This window comes from Methylobacterium terricola, from assembly GCF_006151805.1.
In the GTDB taxonomy this organism is placed as follows: Bacteria; Pseudomonadota; Alphaproteobacteria; order Rhizobiales; family Beijerinckiaceae; genus Methylobacterium; species Methylobacterium terricola.
This window is the reverse complement of the sequence record NZ_VDDA01000003.1, coordinates 126,440-145,587: the sequence shown is the minus strand read 5'-3', so window position 1 is coordinate 145,587 and position 19,148 is coordinate 126,440. Positions and strand designations below refer to the sequence as shown.

The following is a 19,148-nucleotide window of genomic DNA, read 5'->3' as shown; positions in this document are numbered from 1 at the left end:
CGCCCCCCGGCGCGGGCCCCGGAAACGGGCCGCACCGGGCGGGCGGGACGGCAAACGGCGCCGTCAGGCGCCATCAGAAACGTAACGATCATCAGAGGCTCGCGCATCATGGCCATCTCCCTGCAAGCTCCGGACATCCGCGAACTGAAGCCCCGCATCACCGTGTTCGGCGTCGGCGGCGCCGGCGGCAACGCCGTCAACAACATGATCGAGTCGGGCCTGCTGGGCTGCGAGTTCGTGGTCGCCAACACCGATGCCCAGGCGCTGACCTCGTCGAAGGCCGAGCGCGTGATCCAGATGGGCATCGGGGTGACGCAGGGGCTCGGCGCCGGCTCGCAGCCCGATGTCGGCCGCGCCGCCGCCGAGGAGGTGATCGACGAGATCCGCGACCAGCTCTCGGGCGCCCACATGTGCTTCATCACGGCCGGCATGGGCGGCGGCACCGGCACCGGCGCGGCCCCGGTCATCGCCCGCACCGCCCGCGACATGGGCATCCTGACGGTCGGCGTCGTCACCAAGCCGTTCCAGTTCGAGGGCGTGCGCCGCATGCGCACCGCCGAATCGGGCATCAACGAGCTGCAGCAGGCCGTCGACACCCTGATCGTGATCCCGAACCAGAACCTGTTCCGGGTCGCCAACGAGAAGACCACCTTCGCCGACGCCTTCGCGATGGCCGACCAGGTGCTCTACTCGGGCGTCGCCTGCATCACCGACCTGATGGTGAAGGAGGGTCTCATCAACCTCGACTTCGCCGACGTGCGGGCGATCATGCGCGGCATGGGCAAGGCGATGATGGGCACCGGCGAGGCCTCGGGCGAGAAGCGCGCCAACCGCGCCGCGGAAGCCGCGATCGCCAACCCGCTCCTCGACGACGTCTCGATGAAGGGCGCCCGCGGCCTCCTGATCTCGATCACCGGCGGCAACGACCTGACCCTCTACGAGCTCGACGAGGCTGCCACCCGCATCCGCGAGGAGGTCGATTCCGACGCCAACATCATCCTGGGCGCCACCTTCGACGAGAGCCTCGACGGCATCATCCGGGTCTCGGTGGTCGCGACCGGCATCGAGCCGGCCCTGATCAACGCCAACGCGATCGGCTCGCCGGAGATCGCCCAGACCGAGCAGCGCATCGCCGAGGTCGCCGAGCGCCTGCGCGCCGAGGCGCGGGCCCGGGCCGCCGCCCCGTCGGCGCCCCCCTCCACCGCCTCCTTTCGTCCCGCCGAGGCCCCGGTAGCGCGGGCCCCGGCGCCGGAGCCGGTGGCGCATGCCCCGATGCATGCCCCGCTGCACGCTCAGACCGCGGCGCCCGAGCCCGTCCGGATGGAGCTGCCGACCGCTCACCAGGCCGCCAGCCTGATGCGCGACGAGGTGCAGATCACCCCGACCCAGCCGCGTCAGGCCCCGGTCTACGAGCCGGCCCCGGCGCCGGCGCCCGAGCCGCAGATGCCGATGGCCTCCGGCCCGTTCATCCCGCCGTCCCCGGCGGTGGTGCGCGCGCCGCGCATGCCCCGGGTCCAGGACCTGCCGATGCCGGCCCAGAACCAGATCCGGGCCAGCCGCGGCGAGGAGCCGGTGCAGCAGGTGACCCCGGACGCCAAGCGCACCTCGCTGCTGCGCCGCCTCGCCACCGTCGGCTTCGGCGGGCGGCGCGAGGACGAGGCCGGCCACCCGGCCCAGGCTCCGGCTCACGCCCCGGCGGCGCACGCTCCGCAGCCGGCGCCGCGGCCGATGCCCCAGGCGCCTCTCCATCAGGCTCCGGTGCCGCAGGCTCCGATGCAGCACCACGCCGCCCCGGCCCCGCGCCAGACCGCCCCGCAGGCCTATGCCCCGCAGGGCTACGCGCCCCAGCCCCAGGGCTACCGCCCGGCGCAGGGCAACCTCGACGCCCAGGGCCGCGCGGTCCCGGCCGGCACACGCATGATGGACGACGACCAGCTCGAGATCCCGGCCTTCCTCCGTCGCCAGGCGAACTGAGGCCGACCGTCCCGGCAGGGTTCGCCCGAACGGCGGACCCCACGGGGACGGCTGGGGTCGGGGTGGCGCGCACGCCGCCACGATGCCGCCACAGGGGCGCCCGGTGCCGCCCAAAAGACACACCCCGAGGCCGCCCGGCCTCGGGGTTTACGCGTTGTTCAAGCTTTTGATGCAGAACGGTTTTTTGCGGCTGGAGGCGGGCCGCCGGACTGTTACAGAGCGTAAGAATCCGTGATTTGGCCGTGCTTGAGAGCGCGACTATAGCTGTCCTACGCACAAGGGCGAAGGCCGCGCCACCCGCCGGCACTGACACCCACAGGGGCTTCAAGCAACGGACGGATCGCCTCGAACGTGGGCCCGGCAACGGGACACGCTGGTGAGTCGCGGCCGAGGGCTGAGGTAATGAGAACAAGTCAGCAGACGACCCTACGCTCGGCCGCGGGCCTTTCAGGCATCGGCGTCCATTCCGGTAACCCCGTCTCGATCACTCTTCATCCCGCGGAGGCGCATCACGGCATCGCCTTCCTGCGCACCGGCCTCCCGAACGGCCGCGACCGGCTCATCCAGGCCCACCACGCCCAGGTCAGCGCCACCGAGCTCTGCACCGTCATCGGCAACCGCGAGACCGGCGCCGTCGCCACCATCGAGCACCTGATGTCCGCCCTCTACGGGCTCGGCATCGACAATTGCCTCGTCGAGATCGACGGGCCCGAGATGCCGATCCTCGACGGCAGCGCCGCCCCCTTCGTGGCGGCGATCGAGGCGGTCGGCACCACCTCCTGCGGCACGCCCCGCCGCTTCATCAAGGTGCTGAAGACCGTCCGGATCGAGAAGGGCCGCGCCTATTCCGAGCTGCGCCCGTTCGAGCGCGGCTTCCACCTCGACGTCGAGATCGACTTCGAGAGCCCGGTGATCGGCCGCAGCCGCAAGGCGATGACCCTGACCCCCGCCGCCTATCGCCGCGAGATCGCCCGCGCCCGCACCTTCGGGATGATGCGCGACGTCGAGCGCTACTGGAAGGCCGGCTTCGCGCTCGGCGCCTCGCTCGAGAACACCGTCGCGGTCGGCGACGGCGGCGTCGTCAACCCGGAAGGCCTGCGCTACCCGGACGAGTTCGTCCGCCACAAGCTCCTCGACGCGGTCGGCGACCTGGCGCTGGCCGGCCTGCCGATCCTCGGCGCCTACCAGTCCTATTGCGGTGGCCACGGCCTCAATGTCGCTGTGCTGACCGCCCTCTTCGCCGACCGGTCGAACTACGCCATCGTCGAGGGCGCCGCCGCCCGCCGCGAGCCGGTCTTCGCCGAGTTCGGCGTCGGTCTCGGCGCCGCGGTCTACGCGCCCGAGCTCTGAGATCGTGTGGCCGCAGGCTGTTGCCATCGCGCAACGGCCGGCCGCTTTCGCCGCGCCGCGGTGGAACGTCAGCCTCTTCGCGCCGCTTTGGCGCCCTATTCGCCCCGCAGGGTTAAGAGGTTCCTGACCGATGGCCGCCCGCTCTCCCGGGCTCGTGGCCGTCACGGGCTTGGCGCGCCGCGCCGGCCTGCGCTAAGGGGCTCGTGGATCAGCGGCCGTGCAGGGCCGCCTGCTTGGGGAAGAACCCGAATGCCGTTCGCCCACCCGCTTCGCGACGCGAAGGTGACCGTCCTGCGGACCGTGCTGCTGGCGGCGTGCGGCCTCGGGCTCGCCGGCTGCGACGCGATCGACTCCATCAACCCGTTCGCCTCCGAGAAGTACAAGCCTGAGGTCGTGGCCGACACCCCGGCCGACAAGCTCTACAGCCAGGGCCTCGCCAAGCTCGAGGACCGCGACTACGAGGGCGCGACGAAGCGGTTCGAGGATCTCGACAAGCAGTACGCCTATTCCGACTGGTCGCGAAAGGCGGTGCTGATGACCGCCTACTCGAACTACGAGGGCGGCCGCTACGAGGATGCGATCACCGCCTCGAAGCGCTACCTGCAGCGCCATCCGGGCTCGAAGGATGCGGCCTACGCCCAGTACCTGCTGGCGATGTCGCACTACAAGCAGATCCCGGACGTGACCCGCGACCAGGACCGCTCCGAGAAGGCCCTCGTGGCGCTCACCGAGCTGGTGCAGAAGTACCCGACCTCGGAATACGCCTCGGACGCCAAGGCCAAGATCCAGATCACCCGCGACCAGCTCGCCGGCAAGGAGATGGAGATCGGCCGCTACTACCTCGAGCGGCGCAACTTCCCGGCGGCGATCAACCGGTTTCGCGACGTGGTGAGCAAGTACCAGACGACCCGCCACGTCGAGGAAGCGCTGGAGCGCCTGGCCGAGGCCTACATGGCGCTCGGCATCACCGGCGAGGCCCAGACCGCCGCGGCGGTGCTCGGCCACAACTTCCCCGATTCGCCCTGGTACAAGGACGCGTTCAACCTGCTCCAGAGCGGCGGCCTGCAGCCGCGCGAGGAGAAGGGATCGTGGATCAGCCGCGCGTTCCGCGGCGTGATCGGGATGGACACCCGCACCGCCGAGGCGCAGTAAGAGCCTCGCGGCTCCGCCGAGACATGCGGCCGTGGCGCGCACTCGCGCCGCGGCCCGTTCGGCTGTAGATACCCGCCCGATCTCCTCCTTCACGTCCCGGCAAGGGTGGCATGCTGGTTCAGCTCGCGATCCGCGACATCGTCCTGATCGATAAGCTCGAGCTGAACTTTCGCGAAGGCCTGAGCGTCCTGACCGGGGAGACCGGCGCCGGCAAGTCGATCCTCCTCGATGCCTTCACGCTGGCGCTCGGCGGCCGCGGCGACGGCCGCCTGGTGCGCCAGGGCGAGGCGCAGGGCCAGGTCACCGCGGTGTTCGACGTGCCCGCCGACCATCCGGCCCGGGTGCTTGCGTCGGCCGCCGACATCGACACCGAGGGCGACCTGATCCTGCGCCGCATTCAGGTCGCGGACGGGCGCACCCGCGCCTTCGTCAACGACCAGGCGGTCGGCGTGCAGGTCCTGCGCGCCATCGGGGCGGCGCTCGTCGAGATCCACGGGCAGCACGACGACCGGGCCTTGTCCGATTCCACCACCCACCGGGCGATCCTCGACGCGTTCGGGGGCCTCGGCGCCCGCCAGGTGGCGGTGGCGGAGTCCGCGCGCCGGGTGCGCCAGGCCCGCAGCGCCCTCACCGAGCACCGTGCCCGGGTCGAGGCCGCCCGCAAGGAGGTCGACTTCCTGCGCCACGCCGTCGAGGAGCTCGCCGCCCTCGATCCGAAGCCGGGCGAGGAAACCGAGCTCGCCGAGCGCCGCACGGCGATGCAGCAGGGCGAGAAGGTCGCCCGCGAGCTCAACGAGGCCCTCGACGCCGTCGCCGGCCAGGGCTCGCCGACCGCCCATCTCTCGGCGGCTTTGCGCAAGCTCGAGCGCCGCGCCGCCCAGGCCCCGGCTTTGGTCGAGCCGAGCATCAACGCCCTCGACAACGCTCTCGTCGCCCTCGACGAGGCCCGCACCAGCCTGGAGGATGCGCTCCAGGCGGCCGAGTTCGATCCGCGCGAGCTGGAGCGGGTCGAGGAGCGGCTGTTCGGCCTGCGCGCGGCGGCCCGGAAGTACAACGTCGCGGTCGACGACCTGGCGGCGCTCCGCCAGCGCTACGAGGGCGACGTCGCGGTGATCGATGCCGGCGAGGAGGCCCTCGGCCGCCTCGAGACCGACCTCGCCAAGGCCGATGCGGCCTATCTCGAGAAGGCGGAGGCCCTGAGCAAGGGCCGGCGCAAGGCGGCGGCGGCCCTCGACAAGGCGGTCCAGGCCGAATTGCCGCCGCTGAAGCTGGAGCGCGCCCGCTTCATCACCGAGATCGTCACCGATCCGGAGGCCCGCGATCCGGCCGGCCTCGACCGGGTCGAGTTCTGGGCCCAGACCAACCCGGGCACCCGGCCCGGCCCGATGATGAAGGTGGCGTCCGGCGGCGAGCTGTCGCGGTTCATGCTGGCCCTCAAGGTGGTGCTGGCCGACAAGGGCTCGGCCCCGACGCTGATCTTCGACGAGATCGATACCGGCGTCGGCGGCGCGGTGGCGGACGCGATCGGCGCCCGCCTCGCCCGGCTGTCGGCCCGGGTCCAGACCGTCGCGGTCACCCACGCGCCCCAGGTCGCGGCCCGCGCCTCGACCCACTTCCTGATCGCCAAGGAGGCCGTGAAGGGCTCGGACCGGGTCGCCACCCGGGTCAAGCCCCTCGCCGCGATGCCGCGCCAGGAGGAGATCGCCCGCATGCTCGCCGGCGCCACGGTGACCGAGGAGGCCCGCGCCGCCGCCGCCCGTCTGCTCCAGGCGGCCGAGGCCTGAGCGCTGTCGCGCGTCACGGCTCTCGACACGCGTTTCTGTATGGTTAAGCTTGACCGGCGATTCGGACGACGGACTTGTCCATCATCGACATGGTGAACAAAGAGAAAATTTTAACTCTTTCTTTACCATATCCCGCGAGACTGTTCGTCTAAGGCGCGGATCGACCTTCCCTCGGATCCGCGCGATGGCACGGGGCCAGCGGTCCGATGAAGCAGGAAGTGAGTGCGTCCCGGGATTCCCTCCAGGATCCGACCATGCCGGCGATCTGCGTCGAGGCGCAGCATCGGCTGGGACGGACGCTGCGCTCGCTCTACGAGCGCACGGTGGACGGGCAACCCATCCCTCTCGATCAGGTCGATCTGCTGCTACGTCTGCGTCACCGCGAGCGCGAGATGCAGCGTCAGCGCTGATCGGCCGGCGCGGGCGCTCCAGGCGCCCGCCTCGGCCGACCAGAGGCGGCGCCACAGCGGCGTCCGACCAGATATGGACTGTCAAGTATCCCGTCGCAGCGGCGGAGCGAGCCGCGTCGGAAGCAGGATTGCCGATCCCGCACCCCGCCGGATTCCGATGAGGGACGCCGGCAGGGGAGGGCGGTGCTCAGCGCCGCCGGCGGTCCCGCACCCGCACCGGAACAAGGGCCGGGACCTGCGCCCGCGACCCCGCCACGGCGAGGGCGCCGGCGAGGCCGAGCGCCGCGATGATCCCCGCGACGACCATCGGAGAGGCCGTGAGAAGACCCGCCAGCAGGGCGAGCAGCACGAGGCCGGCACGCGGGGCATTGGAACGGATCATCTCTTACCCTCCATCCAGACGCCGGTGAGAACGTATGGCGCGAAACCGGAGTTCCGCGCGGCCCCCATCACCGGCCATGACCGGGATGTGGGGTGTCCAACCCGGTTGCGCCACCTGCGACAAAGCGGAACCCAAAGTCAGGCTTGACGTTGTCTGACCATGATCGGCCGCGGGCCGAGAGATCAGATCAGAGGGTCACGCCATGCTGGGTTGGGCTGTCACTTTCCTCGTCGTGGCCCTGGTGGCCGCGCTGTTCGGGTTCGGCGGCATCGCCGGCACGGCCGTCGAAGCGGCCAAGCTCATCTTCTTCGTCGCCGTCGTGCTGTTCGCGATCTCGGCCGTGGTCGGGCTGATGCGGGGCCGCTCGCCGACGCTCTGACGGCGGGCGCCGCTTCCCGCCGGGATCCGAGACGCCTTCGCGCCGCTCCTCTCCGGGAGGAGCGGCGTCATCATCGTGTCGAAGAGGTGCGTCACTCTTCGTCCGTCGCCGGTGTCGCCGGCGGAGGAGGAGGGGCCGCGCCGCGCTCGAGTTCAGCGAGCAGGTCGATGAACCGATCGGGAATGGGTTGCTGCATCAGGCCGTCATACATGGCGCGCAGATGCGAGCCGATCCGCCCCTGAACGTTGCGGTCGAGTGCGGGCTGCCCGGGTCCGGCGGCCGGATCGTCCTCTTCGCCGGAGGCCTGCGGCCCCTGTCCGCCCGGGCCCCGCATCCCCTTGCCATCGTTCATGCCATTCCCCTACGCCCGTCCTGGACATGCGGACAGGGCGGTGCCATGGCGCCCGGTATGCCGGGTCGCGCGCTTGCGGCGACAACGCGTACCGGCGCGGTCAGTTCCGCGCCGGGCCGGAACGAATGCGTCCGGGGGGCGTTAGAGGCATGAGGGCCGCCGCGCGCGAACGACAACACCAAGGGGACCTGAATGTCGACAGCACAACTCGTAGTGCAGCACCTGCCGTACCTGCGTCGCTACGCGCGCGCCCTCACGGGCAGCCAGGTGGCGGGCGATGCCTACGTGGCCGCGACGCTCGAGACGCTCGTGAACGAACCCGAGACCCTCGGGCGCAGCACCAACGTCAAGGCCGATCTGTTCCGCGTCTTCACCCGGATCTGGAACTCGCTCTCCGTCAACGGCCAGACCGAGCAGGCGCAGCACGATCTCCCGGCTGAGGTGCGGCTGGGTCAGATCACCCCGCTGCCGCGCCAGGCCTTCCTGCTCTCCTGTCTCGAGGGCTTCTCCGAGGAGGACGCCGCGACCATCCTGGGCGTCGACGTGTCGGAAGTCCGCGACCTCGTCGACGAGGCCGGCCGCGAGCTTGCCGCCGATATGGCGACCGAGATCCTCATCATCGAGGACGAGCCGTTGATCGCCATGGACCTCGAGGCTCTGGTCGAGGGGTTGGGGCACAACGTCACGGGCGTCGCACGCACGCGGACCGAGGCGGTCAAGCTCGCATCGACCAAGCGCCCCGGCCTGATCCTTGCCGACATCCAGCTCGCCGACGGCTCCTCGGGCCTCGACGCGGTCAACGACCTGCTGAAGTCGTTCGAGGTGCCGGTGATCTTCATCACCGCCTACCCGGAGCGCTTTCTCACCGGCGAGCGGCCCGAGCCGGCCTTCCTGATCGCCAAGCCGTTCCAGCCCGCCAACGTCTCGGCGGTGATCAGCCAGGCTCTGTTCTTCCAGCAGAGCGCGCGCCGTCGCGAGGCCCGCGCCACCGCCTGAGGTGGCGCCGCCTCGGAGCGTGAGCCGAGGATGACACGCAATCCCGGGCCCGCTGACAGGCGGGTGCCGGGATTTCGTCGTTCCGGGGTTCGACCTGCCGTCTTGCGCCAGCGGAAGGCGACCCGGATCGAGGAAGGCTCCGATCGGGAGTTGATGTCCGACATCGTCGCAAGGGGGGAGGCGGCGTCCTTCGCCCTGACGGCCCCGGCTCGCGCATGAGCCGCCGAAAGCGCCACGCCCTCGCATCCTGGACAGCGTCACATCGTTCGGCCCGTCGATCGTTAAGCCCATCACCGCGAGGGCGGCTCTCGGCAACCAAGGCGGTTGGCCGCCGGGGGCAAATCGCCCTGAAGGACGTGGCGCGGCGTATTCCGCCGGTCGGCCGATCGCGCAGCGCTTTCCGCCGACAACATCGGCTCGACTTGGCCCACCCCAAAAAGAGGCACTCAATACAAAAGAACGGGCCGGATCGGGATCCGGCCCGTTGAAAGAGTTTCCGGCCAATGCACAAGGGGAATGCGGGGAGGACCAGGTGGCCGGGTTGCCATATCAACGGGAATCCCACGAGATTGGTTCCACGCCGCCGTTGGAGCGACCGTATTTCGTTGCCTGTGGCGGAATTGCACCGCTTCGGCCGGTCCTGGCTCGGATCATTGCCGGTTAACGAGAGGTTGACGGGGTGCACGGCATTCGCGGCATGAACTGTCCCGCCCTTGCACGATCGTGGGAACGACTTGGTGTGAATACGCGTTAAGGAAGCAATCTCAAGCTTCGCCGCGAGGGCCACGCGTATGCTCCGCCCGCATTTCTTCTTCGGCATTACGGTTCCGGCCGCGCTCCTGGCTCTGGTCGGTCAGCCGCTGATCGAGCACTCGGTCGAGGCGCTCGCCCGTCCGGTCGGCGTCGAGCAGGCGGCGATCAAGGGCGACCGTCTGGCCCCGGTTCGCCCGGCGGCCAAGGCGCAGGTTCCGGTCGCGGTGGAGATCACCGGCCTCGGCGCCGCCAAGGTCACGCTGCGCAACGCCGCCGGCGACGTCGTGTATCAGGCCGATACGACCCGCAACACCACCCTGGTCGCTCGCGACACTGCCCTGCCGCATGTCACGGTGCGCGAACGTGCGGGTAGCCCGGTGGCGCAGCGCGAGCCCACCGCCGCCGGCCAGACCGGACGGCGGATGCTGGAAGGCTGCGAGGGTGCGATCAGCGGGCTCGCCGGCCACGAGGCCCGCCGTCTGCTGCCGAGCCGGTGCCTGGCCGATGCCGGCGCCATCCTCCCGACCCGCGTCGCGACGCTGTGAGCCGCTGCGCGGAAACTCCGTCACCGAGGATCGTCCCATGATCGATCTGCGCGACCACGAGGCGCCGTCGCCTCAGCCGCTGCCCCCCGAGCGGGCCCATCGCGACGCCCATATCGAACCGGATGTCGACCGGTTGGCGAGCCTGCTCGCCGGCGTCACAGCGGTGCGGCCCGTCGACGATGTGATCTGCGCCGCCCTCGCCCGGCGCAACCTCGTGGTCACGGCGCGGCCGCTCGCGGCCTGAAGGGTCTTCCTCGAACCGAAGCATCCCGGGCGCAGCGGCGCCCGGGATGCTTCGTCGCGTCTCGTTGCTGCGGCGACGGCTCACGCTGATGCGCCGGAGGCGAGACGGGCTCCCTCCGGCGCATGAGAGTAAGTCTTCGGTGGGTTCAGTCAGGCGACGCTCGGCTGGCCGGGCGTGTGCCCGGTCACGTGGAGCGATTCCCCGCTTCACTCGTCGGTGGTGCGCCCGCTGCCCGAGGCCTGGCCGCCCTTCCGGCCGGCCGACGAGGCCAGCTCGCGATCCTGGGAGAAGGACCGCTTCTCGGCCGGCACGCTGCGGCCGCCCTTGCTGGCGATCTCGCGCTGGCGCTCCAGGTCCATGGACGCGAAGCCGCGCTTCGAAGTCGAATTTCCGGTAGCCATGATTGCCTCCTTGGCCGGTGTTCTCAGTCCGGACAACCTTCAGCGGAAATGATGGTTCCTGCCACGCATGCGGGTCGCCGCCCCGACATTCCCGAATCGGGGCAGTACAGGCCAGCCCCTGCGACACTCTGCCGACCCGGTGACTTGGCCTAACACCCTCGGCAGCGCAAAACTTGGCCCTTCGCGCGGACGGAAACTTGGCCGTAAGCGCCGGAACCGGCCGTGTGGGCCGGCGTTCGACCCTGATCCCGCGGCGGATGCTCCGTGCGGGCCGGGCCGGCCCCGCACCCATCCACCGCCCCCGATCGTTGCGGAGCAGCCCCGATGACCAACAAGACCATGGTGAGCCCCGAGGCCGCCGCCCATCCCGAGACCGCGCCGGCGCCAAATCGCAGCCCGACGCCGCCGATGCCGGCCGAGGAGGGCAGCCCGCGCCCGACCACCACCGAGGAACCGGGCGACTCGCCCCAGCCGAACCGGCAGTTCGGCGACGAGCCGATCGGCGGGCTGACGACCCGCAAGGAGTACACGCGCCGGGATTGAAGCCGGCACGCCCTGACGCTGCGGCGGTTTGCAGTCCCGCTTCGGCCCTCTACACAGGCAGGCGGGATCTGGGGCGGCGGGACCATGAGCGGCGGGGCGGGAGCGGCGGAGCGGGCGGGCGGCGAGATTGCGCAGGTCGCGGGCGAGGTGCCGGCAGCCGGTCGCGGCGACCGCGCCGCGGACCAGGAGGCGGACCGGAACCAGGCGGACAGGAACAAATCGAGCAGGAACTTGGCTTCCGCCGGAGCCGGCAACGATCCGGAGGCGGCCGACGCCTCCGGCGGCCTCGACCGCAGCCTGTTCCGCTACATCTGGCGCCACTCGAAGCGCGACCAGATCCTGATCTGCGCCGTCGTGCTCGCCTCGCTGCCGCTCTACTTCGCCTCCCTCGACCTGCCCCGCCGCATCGTCAACGAGGCGATCCAGGGCCACGCCTTCGAGAAGGGCAACGAGACCGCCAAGTTCCTGGTCCTGCGCCTCCAGATGCCGGATTGGTTCGGCCACGACGTCTCGCTGTTCGACGGCTTCGACGTCGACCGGTTCGAGCTGCTGTTCGGCCTGTCCTCGATGTTCCTGCTGCTGGTTCTGATCAACGGCGCCTTCAAGTACTGGATCAACGTGGCCAAGGGAGCGCTCGGTGAGCGCATGCTGCGGCGCCTGCGGTTCCAGCTGTTCTCGCTGATCATGCGGTTCTCGCCGGACGCGCTGCGCCAGACCAAGGCCTCCGAGGTCGCCACCATCATCCGCGACGAGGTCGAGCCGATCGGCGGCTTCATCGGCGACGCCTACATCCTGCCGGCCTTCCTGGGCACCCAGGCGGCCACCGCGATGACGTTCATCCTGCTCCAGAACGTCTGGCTCGGGCTCCTCGCCGCCGGTGTGGTGGGAGTGCAGTTCGTGGTGATCCCGCGGCTGCGGCGCGAGTTGCTGCGCCTGGGGCGCCAGCGCCAGCTCGCCTCCCGCCGCCTCGCCGGCCGGGTCGGCGAGGTGGTGGACGGCATCGCGGCGGTCCATTCCAACGGGGCCGAGGCCTGGGAGCGGGCCGAGATCGGCCACCGCCTCGGCGCATTGTTCGACCTGCGCCTGCGCATCTACCGGCGCAAGTTCATGGTCAAGTTCCTGAACAACCTGCTCGCGCAGATGACGCCGTTCCTGTTCTACTGCATCGGCGGCTATTTCGCCCTTAAGGGCCAGCTCAGCATCGGTCAGCTCGTCGCCGTCATCGCCGCCTATCGCGACCTGCCGCCGCCGCTGAAGGAGCTGATCGACTGGGACCAGCAGCGCCTCGACGTGCAGGTGAAGTACGAGCAGGTGCTGCAGCAATTCCTGCCCGACCGGCTGATCGGGCTCGACGCGCCCGGCCGCGACGAATCGCTGTGCGGGCGCCTCGCCGCCGAGGGCGTCGGCGTCCAGGAGCCGCACGGGCCGGTCCTCACCAACGTCTCGCTGTCCCTGACGCTTCCGGCGGTGGTCGGCATCGTCAGCGACGGCGGTCCCGCCGCCTCGACCTTCGCCCGGGTGCTGGCGCGGCGGGTCACCCCGACGTCAGGCCGGGTCACCCTCGCGGGGCACGACCTCTCCGAATGGTCGGGCGCGGCGCTCTCCCGACGCATCGCCTATGCGGGCGTCGACCCGATCCTGTTCCCGGGGTCGCTGCGCGACAACATCGTGTACGGCCTCCACCGCCGGCCGCCCGATGCGGGCACCGTCGACCCCAAGGTCCTCGCCGAGGCCCATCGCACCGGCAACCCGGTTGAGCCGTTCCCGGCCGACTGGACCGACTATGCCCAGGCCGGCGTTACGGACGCTGCCGAACTCGACACCCTGATCCTCGACTGGCTCACCCGCATCGGCATGGGCGAGGAGGTCTACCGCTTCGGCCTCCTCGGCCAGGTCGATCCCGAGCGCCACCCCGACCTTGCCGCCCGGCTGATCGAGGCGCGGATCGCGTTCCGCGAGCGGCTGGCGGCGGAGGGGCGCGCCCATCTCGTCGAGCCGTTCGACCCCGCCCGCTACAACCGCCAGGCGACGGTGGCCGAGAACCTGCTGTTCGGCGTGCCGACGACCACGGCGCTCACCGGCCGGGCGCTCGTCGAGCACCCGGTGGTGCGCCGCGTCCTCGACCGGACCGGGCTCGCCGACGACCTCGTCACCATGGGCGAGCGTATCGCCGCCACCATGCTGGAGATCTTCCGCGGCCTGCCGAGCGGGCATCCGCTGTTCGAGCAGTTCTCGTTCCTGGCCGCCGACGAATTGCCGGAATACGAGGCGATCCTCGCCCGCCGCACCGCCACCGAGGCCTCCGCCGAGCGCCATGGCGGCGGCACGCTCAACCGGATCCGGCGGCGCTGGATCGGGCTCGGCCGCTACGGCTCGGCCGACGCGACCCGGCTCATCGCCCTGCCGCTCGCCTATATCGAGCCGCGCCACCGCCTCGGCCTGATCGACGACGCCTTCCGCGAGCGGCTGGTCGCGGCGCGGGCCGAGCTGCGCACCGCCCTCGACGAGGCCGGGCTCGGCGGCGTCGATTTCTACGACCCCGACCAGGTCTGCGCCGCCGCGCCCTTGCGCGACAACCTGCTGTTCGGCCGCATCAACCAGTCGGTCGCCGATGCCGTCGAGACCGTCACGGCGACCGGCACCGCCCTCGTCCAGGAAATGCAGCTCGCCCCCGCCATCACCCGGGTCGGGCTCGACCATCAGGTCGGCCCCGAGGGGCGCTTCCTGTCGAGCACCCAGCGGGCGGTGGTGAGCCTGGTGCGGGCCCTGATCCGCCGGCCTGACATCCTCGTCCTCGACGGCGCCCTGTCGCCGATGGGCGAGAACCGTGCCCGCACGGTGCTGGGCCTGCTGCTCGAACGCTACGGCCGCGAGAACAGCCTGGTGGCGGTACTGCCGAACGACCGCGTCGCCGACCGGTTCGAGTGGGTGCTGCGGGCGGCCGGCACCCGGATCCACGGGCCGGAGCGGCCGCAAGCACCTGCGGCAGCCTCCGAACAGACGCCCGCGGCGTCCCCTGAGCCAGCGCCCGCGACCTCCCCCGAACAGGCGCCCGCGGCGTCCCCCGAAGACGCAGGCCCAGGGGCTGGCGTTGCGGGCCCGGCTGCGGCAGTCTCCGGGCGCGCCGGGGATGACAAGACGGGGCCGGGGCCGGCGCGCGTCGAGCAGGATGTGAAGGCATGACGCTTGAGACCGAGGTGCAGTCGCTGCGCCAAGTGCCGATGTTCCGCGAGGTGGATCCGGCCCGCCTGAAGCTGCTCGCCTTCACCAGCGAGCGGGTGCATTTCGCCGACGGCCAGCGCTTCTTCGACCGCGGCGACGCGGCGGATGCCGCCTACCTCATCCTGGAAGGGGAGGCGGCCGTCACCCTGGACGGGCCGCAGGGGCCGATCCGCCTGGCGCTGCTCGGCGCCAACGCCCTCGTCGGCGAGATGGGCATCCTGGCCGACCAGCCCCGCTCCGCCACCGTCACCGCCGTGACGCCGACGACGGCGCTCCGCATCGACCGCCGGGTCTTCCTGGAATTGTTGAGCCAGTTCCCGCAGATCGCCATCGCGGTGATGCGCGAGCTGGCCCACCGCCTCGAGATGACGAACCAGCAGCTCGCGCAGATGCGGACGGGCTGACGCGCAGGCCGACGAACGAGGCGTGCCCGGAACGAGGCGCGCCCGCGACAAGGGGGGAGATGCCAATGGATCTCGCAGCCGGCCTGGAGGGCCGCCACGTCCTCGTCACCGGGGCGTCGAGCGGCCTCGGCGCCCATTTCGCCCGGCTCTGCGCCGGGTGCAGCGCCGCCGTCACGGTGGCGGCGCGGCGCAAGGAGAAGCTCGACGCCCTGGTGCAGGACCTGCGAGCGGCGGGCGCCCGGCAGGCCCACGCCGTCGCTCTCGACGTCGCCGATCCGGATTCGATCTCGGCCGCCTTCGCGGCTCTCCATGCCCTGCCGGACGTGGTGGTCAACAATGCCGGCATCGCCGAGGGCGGGGCGGCGATCGACCTCGACCTCGCGGCCTTCGACCGGGTGATCGACACCAATCTCCGCGGCGTCTGGGCGGTCTCGACCACGGCGGCCCGGGCCTGGCGCGATGCGGGGCGCGGCGGCGTCATCGTCAACGTCGCGTCGATCCTCGGCCTGCGCGTCGCCGGCGGGGTCGGGCCCTACACGGTGTCGAAGGCCGGCGTGGTGCAGATGACCCAGGCGCTCGGCCTCGAATGGGCCCGCTACGGCATCCGCGTCAACGCGCTCGCCCCCGGCTATATCGGCACCGACATCAACCGCGACTTCTTCGAGACGCCGCCCGGCCAGGCCATGCTCAAGCGCATCCCGATGCGCCGCCTCGGCCGCCCGGAGGATCTCGACGGGGCTTTCCTGCTGCTCGCCGGCGATGCGTCGGGCTGGATGACCGGGGCGACGCTGCCGGTCGATGGCGGGCATCTGGTATCGGGGTTGTGACGGAGCGCCCGGAGGAGATCTTCCGGGGCCGCTCAAAATCCGACCAGCTCGACACGATGGATGATGGTTTGCGCTCCACCCCTGGCCGGGGTGGGGGAGGCCCGCCCTTGGCCTGCTTGGCAGGCACCGGACGACGGCGCGGAAGTGTTCCGGACCTCGCGTGGATGCTGCCGCAAGGGGACATGCGTTCCATCGAGGGCGCTACGGTGCCTGCAAGGTTTCGCCGTTCGCCGGTGTCGCTGCGGATATGACGATGAGCCCTCTCGACGACGAAGCCTGGGATGCATGGTCTCCCCATGAACTCGGCCGGCGCCTCCGGGAGGCAAGCCTGCCGTGGTACGTCGCCGGCGGATGGGCTCTGGACGTTTGGCATGGCCGGCAAACACGTCAGCACGAAGACCTGGAGTTCGTCGTCATTCGCGATGACGCACACCACTTTCGCGCTATTTTGCGCGATCTGGATTTTTTCACGGTCAAGGACGGAATCATCGAGTATCTGCCCCCGTCCGCAGCCCCGCCGAGCGATGTCTGGCAGCTTTGGGGCGGAGACATGCGGCAAGGTTGCTGGCGCGTGGACATGATGATGGAGCCGGGAACGCCAGACTTGTGGATTTACAAGCGCGATCAGACGATACGGATGGCGCGCTCCGATGCGATTCGCGTGAGCGAAACGGGCATTCCCTACCTCTCGCCCGTCCATGTCATGCTCTTCAAGGCCAAGCATCGCAGGGAGAAGGATCGAGAGGATTTCAATCTTTGCCTGACGAAATTTTCCAATAAAGACAGGGCGCAATTCATCGAGTTGATGAGCGAGTTGCATCCAGGGCATGAATGGCTCGAAAAGCTGAAAATCCGCTCATGATTCAGTGCCGGCCGGATGATATTCCCTGGCCGGTCTATATGGCAGTAATGTACGCGGCTGTTGTGCTCCGGTCCATGTGTCGTGCTTGAGGCGGCCATGCGCGAAGCGCCATGCTCGCCGTAGCGTCCAGTTATGTGGATTGGATCCAGGACAAGGAACGGCCGGGTGGCGGCACTGGGAGAACGCTCGCGTACCGGCGGCCGGTCGGCCTCCGCATCCCACCCTCGACAGCGAGCGGCACTGCCATGCCGAGCGCGCCCGGGAGGCGGCCCCCGCCCCAGGGGCGAAGCGAATGTCTCCACCTCGCAAACACGCTGATCGGGCGATCGCCGGCGGTCGTTCCTCGGCGATCGGCCGTGCAGCCCTCATCCCGTCGGATACGTGATGAACTCCATCAACGACCCATCCGGATCGCGGAAATAGACGCTGATCCCCTCGCCCACGGCGCCGTGGCGCGGCACCGGCCCCAGCTCGACCGCAACGCCGTGGCGCTCCAGATGGGCGATCGCCGCCTCGATCGGGCCGTGCCAGCGGAAGCACAGGTCGCTGTTGCCGGGCATCACCGGAACCTGAGCCCGCGGCTCGCCGATCTGGCCAGGGCCGTGGCAGTTCAGCTGCACGCCGCCGAAACGGTAGGCGTAGCCGCGCCCGACCGGGATCACCTCGGCGTCGAGGACGTCGCGGTAGAAGGCGGTCGAACGCTCCCAGTCCGAGACATGGATGACGCAGTGGTCGAGGTGGATCCCCGGGCGCACGGCGGTCGCCGACGCCTCGGGCGCGAGTTCGGCAAGGGTCTCGGTGTCCGGCATCGACAGCCTCCGGGGTTGCGCCCCTCAAGGTAAGGCCGATCGGCCGACGGTGAACAGCCCATGCGAGGCACGTCGTTCCGGTCAGGCCTGCCAGAACCGCTTGCGGCTCTCCTGCCGCACCACGTCCGGATCGAGACCGGTATCCCGCATCTGCGCGGGCGTCAGCGCGGCGTAGACCCGGCGGTCGCAGGCGCGGCGCCACCAGAGGTGCAGGAGCGCCGGGCGGGGCGGGGCGGGACGCGTGGTGGGGTGTGTCAGGGGCAGCGAGACGACGGGCATGGTGGTCGATCCGAACGGGGAGGGGCAGTCCGGCCGGGATTGCGCCGACAGCATTGTACCGATACGATGATCGGAGCAATCGGAACATTGTTCTCGGAGCAATAATGGCTGTCACCGATTACCGCGGCATCGCCGATGCGGTCGCGGCCGACATCGCCGCCGGGGTCCTGCACCCGGGCGAGAGGCTGCCGCCGCAGCGCGACTTCGCCTATGCCCGCGGCATCGCGGTCTCGACGGCGAGCCGCGTCTATGCCGAGCTGGCTCGGCGCGGCCTCGTCCTCGGCGAGGTCGGGCGCGGCACCTACATCCGCTCCGATCTCGGCGCCGCCGAGCCGATCCAGGCGGAGCCGCCGCCGAGCGCCCTCGATCTCCAGCGCACCATGTCGCGCCTGCCGGAGCAGGAAGCCTTGCTGGCCGAGACCCTGGCGGGGCTGGGGCGCCACGCCGTCGAGGCGGCGCTGACGCTCTACGGTCCGGCCGGCACGCCGCAGGCCCGGGCCACGGCCGCCCGCTTCCTCGCCCGCCGCGGCTTCGCGCCCGATCCGGGCGGGATCCTGTTCACCGGCAATGGCCGCCAGGGGCTCGCCGCCGCGCTGGCCGCCCTGGCCCCGCCGGGGGAGCGCATCGGCTGCGAGCCGCTGACCTATCCGGTGATCAAGGGCATTGCGGCGCGGCTCGGCATCGCCCTGGTGCCGCTCGCCGTCGACCGCGAGGGGGTGCGGCCCGAGGCGGTCCTCCAAGCCCACCGCGCCGCGCCGCTGCGCGGCCTCTACCTGCAGCCGACGCTGCAGAATCCCCTCGGCCTGACCATGGGGCCCCAGCGCCGGGCGGAGATCGCCGCCCTGCTCGCTGAGACCGGGCTCGTCGCCGTCGAGGACGCGGTCTACGGCTTCCTGCGCGACGCCGACCCGATTGCCGCGCTCGCGCCGGAGCACGCGATCCTGGTCGACAGCCTGTCGAAACGGGTGATGCCGGGCCTGACCATCGGGATGATCGTCAGCCCGCTCCGCTGGGTCGACCGCCTCGCGGCCTCGGTACGCCAGGGCGGCTGGAGCGCGCAAGGGCTGGCGCTCGCCGCCGGCACGCGCTGGATGGGCGACGGCTCCGCCGACCGGCTGGCGCTGGCCAAGCGGCGCGACGCCGCCGAGCGCCAGGCGCTGGCGCGGGAACGCCTCGCGGGCCTGACGGTGACGGGGGACGACGCCGCCTATCACCTCTGGCTCGAGCTGCCCGAAACCTGGCGCGCCGAGGCCTACGCCGCCGCGGCCCTGCGGCGCGGCATCGCCCTCATCCCCGCCGCCGCCTTCGCGGTCAGCCCCGGCCACGCCCCGAACGCCGTCCGCCTCGCCCTTGCGACGCCCTCCCGGGACGACCTCGCACGGGCGCTCGATACCTTGCGCCACCTCGCCCTGGCGGGGGAGGATTGGGCGCGGGACGGCTTGGCGGGGGACGACCAGATGGTCGAGTAGGCGCGGCGCGC

The 19,148-nt window shown here is 70.9% G+C and carries 20 protein-coding genes; 15 read left to right on the top strand and 5 right to left on the bottom strand.

The window, feature by feature from the left end:
* Positions 1-108: 108 nt before the first annotated feature.
* The 5 genes from ftsZ to FF100_RS08015 all read left to right on the top strand — a co-directional run bounded on the left by ftsZ (position 109) and on the right by FF100_RS08015 (position 6,670).
* A complete protein-coding gene (ftsZ, locus tag FF100_RS08035) occupies positions 109-1,974 on the top strand; it encodes a cell division protein FtsZ (protein WP_139035041.1) in 1,866 nt (621 codons plus the stop codon).
* Between the two features lie 402 nt (positions 1,975-2,376).
* Entirely contained in the window at positions 2,377-3,324 is a 948-nt protein-coding gene (gene lpxC, locus FF100_RS08030; RefSeq protein WP_139035040.1) for a UDP-3-O-acyl-N-acetylglucosamine deacetylase, read from the top strand.
* 249 nt (positions 3,325-3,573) lie between these two features.
* On the top strand, positions 3,574-4,476 hold the full coding sequence (locus FF100_RS08025) for an outer membrane protein assembly factor BamD (RefSeq protein ID WP_139035039.1): 903 nt from the start codon (positions 3,574-3,576) through the stop codon (positions 4,474-4,476).
* A gap of 110 nt (positions 4,477-4,586) precedes the next feature.
* Positions 4,587-6,260, top strand: a complete 1,674-nt coding sequence (gene recN / locus FF100_RS08020) for a DNA repair protein RecN (RefSeq protein WP_139035038.1) — start codon at positions 4,587-4,589, stop codon at positions 6,258-6,260.
* A gap of 254 nt (positions 6,261-6,514) precedes the next feature.
* Positions 6,515-6,670 carry a hypothetical protein gene (locus FF100_RS08015; RefSeq protein ID WP_246101969.1) on the top strand — a complete coding sequence of 52 codons (156 nt, stop codon included), beginning with the start codon at positions 6,515-6,517 and terminating at the stop codon, positions 6,668-6,670.
* Positions 6,671-6,857: 187 nt separating this feature from the next.
* On the opposite strand, the gene FF100_RS08010 is transcribed toward FF100_RS08015, so the two are convergent.
* Positions 6,858-7,052 (bottom strand): hypothetical protein, encoded by a 195-nt coding sequence (locus FF100_RS08010; protein ID WP_139035036.1) that lies wholly within the window; start codon positions 7,050-7,052, stop codon positions 6,858-6,860.
* A 202-nt stretch (positions 7,053-7,254) separates the two neighbouring features.
* Between FF100_RS08010 and FF100_RS08005 the strand changes: the two genes are divergently transcribed.
* The gene (locus FF100_RS08005) at positions 7,255-7,431 is read left to right on the top strand and encodes a DUF1328 domain-containing protein (RefSeq protein ID WP_048429091.1); all 177 of its coding nucleotides are present in this window, start codon (positions 7,255-7,257) and stop codon (positions 7,429-7,431) included.
* 91 nt (positions 7,432-7,522) lie between these two features.
* On the opposite strand, the gene FF100_RS08000 is transcribed toward FF100_RS08005, so the two are convergent.
* Positions 7,523-7,783: a NepR family anti-sigma factor gene (locus FF100_RS08000; RefSeq protein WP_139035035.1), complete on the bottom strand. Its 261-nt coding sequence runs from the start codon at positions 7,781-7,783 to the stop codon at positions 7,523-7,525.
* A 192-nt stretch (positions 7,784-7,975) separates the two neighbouring features.
* Here FF100_RS08000 and FF100_RS07995 point away from each other — a divergent pair, with 192 nt between their 5' ends.
* The 3 genes from FF100_RS07995 (at position 7,976) to FF100_RS07985 (ending at position 10,321) form a co-directional block, all read left to right on the top strand.
* Positions 7,976-8,779: a response regulator gene (locus FF100_RS07995; RefSeq protein WP_139035034.1), complete on the top strand. Its 804-nt coding sequence runs from the start codon at positions 7,976-7,978 to the stop codon at positions 8,777-8,779.
* A 791-nt stretch (positions 8,780-9,570) separates the two neighbouring features.
* Positions 9,571-10,077 carry a hypothetical protein gene (locus FF100_RS07990; protein WP_139035033.1) on the top strand — a complete coding sequence of 169 codons (507 nt, stop codon included), beginning with the start codon at positions 9,571-9,573 and terminating at the stop codon, positions 10,075-10,077.
* 37 nt (positions 10,078-10,114) lie between these two features.
* Positions 10,115-10,321: a hypothetical protein gene (locus FF100_RS07985; RefSeq protein WP_139035032.1), complete on the top strand. Its 207-nt coding sequence runs from the start codon at positions 10,115-10,117 to the stop codon at positions 10,319-10,321.
* 206 nt (positions 10,322-10,527) lie between these two features.
* On the opposite strand, the gene FF100_RS07980 is transcribed toward FF100_RS07985, so the two are convergent.
* Positions 10,528-10,722 carry a con-10 family general stress protein gene (locus FF100_RS07980; RefSeq protein ID WP_048467100.1) on the bottom strand — a complete coding sequence of 65 codons (195 nt, stop codon included), beginning with the start codon at positions 10,720-10,722 and terminating at the stop codon, positions 10,528-10,530.
* Between the two features lie 324 nt (positions 10,723-11,046).
* Here FF100_RS07980 and FF100_RS07975 point away from each other — a divergent pair, with 324 nt between their 5' ends.
* The 5 genes from FF100_RS07975 to FF100_RS07955 all read left to right on the top strand — a co-directional run bounded on the left by FF100_RS07975 (position 11,047) and on the right by FF100_RS07955 (position 16,580).
* Positions 11,047-11,265 carry a hypothetical protein gene (locus FF100_RS07975; RefSeq protein ID WP_139035031.1) on the top strand — a complete coding sequence of 73 codons (219 nt, stop codon included), beginning with the start codon at positions 11,047-11,049 and terminating at the stop codon, positions 11,263-11,265.
* Positions 11,266-11,496: 231 nt separating this feature from the next.
* Positions 11,497-14,448: an ABC transporter transmembrane domain-containing protein gene (locus tag FF100_RS07970; protein WP_246101968.1), complete on the top strand. Its 2,952-nt coding sequence runs from the start codon at positions 11,497-11,499 to the stop codon at positions 14,446-14,448.
* Positions 14,445-14,891 carry a Crp/Fnr family transcriptional regulator gene (locus FF100_RS07965; protein ID WP_139035029.1) on the top strand — a complete coding sequence of 149 codons (447 nt, stop codon included), beginning with the start codon at positions 14,445-14,447 and terminating at the stop codon, positions 14,889-14,891. The genes FF100_RS07970 and FF100_RS07965 overlap by 4 nt, the downstream gene beginning before the upstream one ends.
* Before the next feature lie 65 nt (positions 14,892-14,956).
* Positions 14,957-15,718, top strand: coding sequence for an SDR family NAD(P)-dependent oxidoreductase (locus tag FF100_RS07960; protein ID WP_139035028.1), 762 nt, complete (start codon positions 14,957-14,959; stop codon positions 15,716-15,718).
* 253 nt (positions 15,719-15,971) lie between these two features.
* Positions 15,972-16,580: a nucleotidyltransferase domain-containing protein gene (locus tag FF100_RS07955; protein WP_139035027.1), complete on the top strand. Its 609-nt coding sequence runs from the start codon at positions 15,972-15,974 to the stop codon at positions 16,578-16,580.
* 365 nt (positions 16,581-16,945) lie between these two features.
* Here FF100_RS07955 and FF100_RS07950 read toward each other — a convergent pair whose 3' ends face one another.
* Positions 16,946-17,389, bottom strand: coding sequence for a VOC family protein (locus tag FF100_RS07950; RefSeq protein WP_139035026.1), 444 nt, complete (start codon positions 17,387-17,389; stop codon positions 16,946-16,948).
* 81 nt (positions 17,390-17,470) lie between these two features.
* Positions 17,471-17,668 (bottom strand): DUF1127 domain-containing protein, encoded by a 198-nt coding sequence (locus tag FF100_RS07945; protein WP_139035025.1) that lies wholly within the window; start codon positions 17,666-17,668, stop codon positions 17,471-17,473.
* 104 nt (positions 17,669-17,772) lie between these two features.
* Here FF100_RS07945 and FF100_RS07940 point away from each other — a divergent pair, with 104 nt between their 5' ends.
* Complete coding sequence (locus FF100_RS07940; protein ID WP_139035024.1) at positions 17,773-19,137, top strand: aminotransferase-like domain-containing protein; 1,365 nt, start codon at positions 17,773-17,775, stop codon at positions 19,135-19,137.
* The last annotated feature ends 11 nt before the right edge of the window (positions 19,138-19,148 follow it).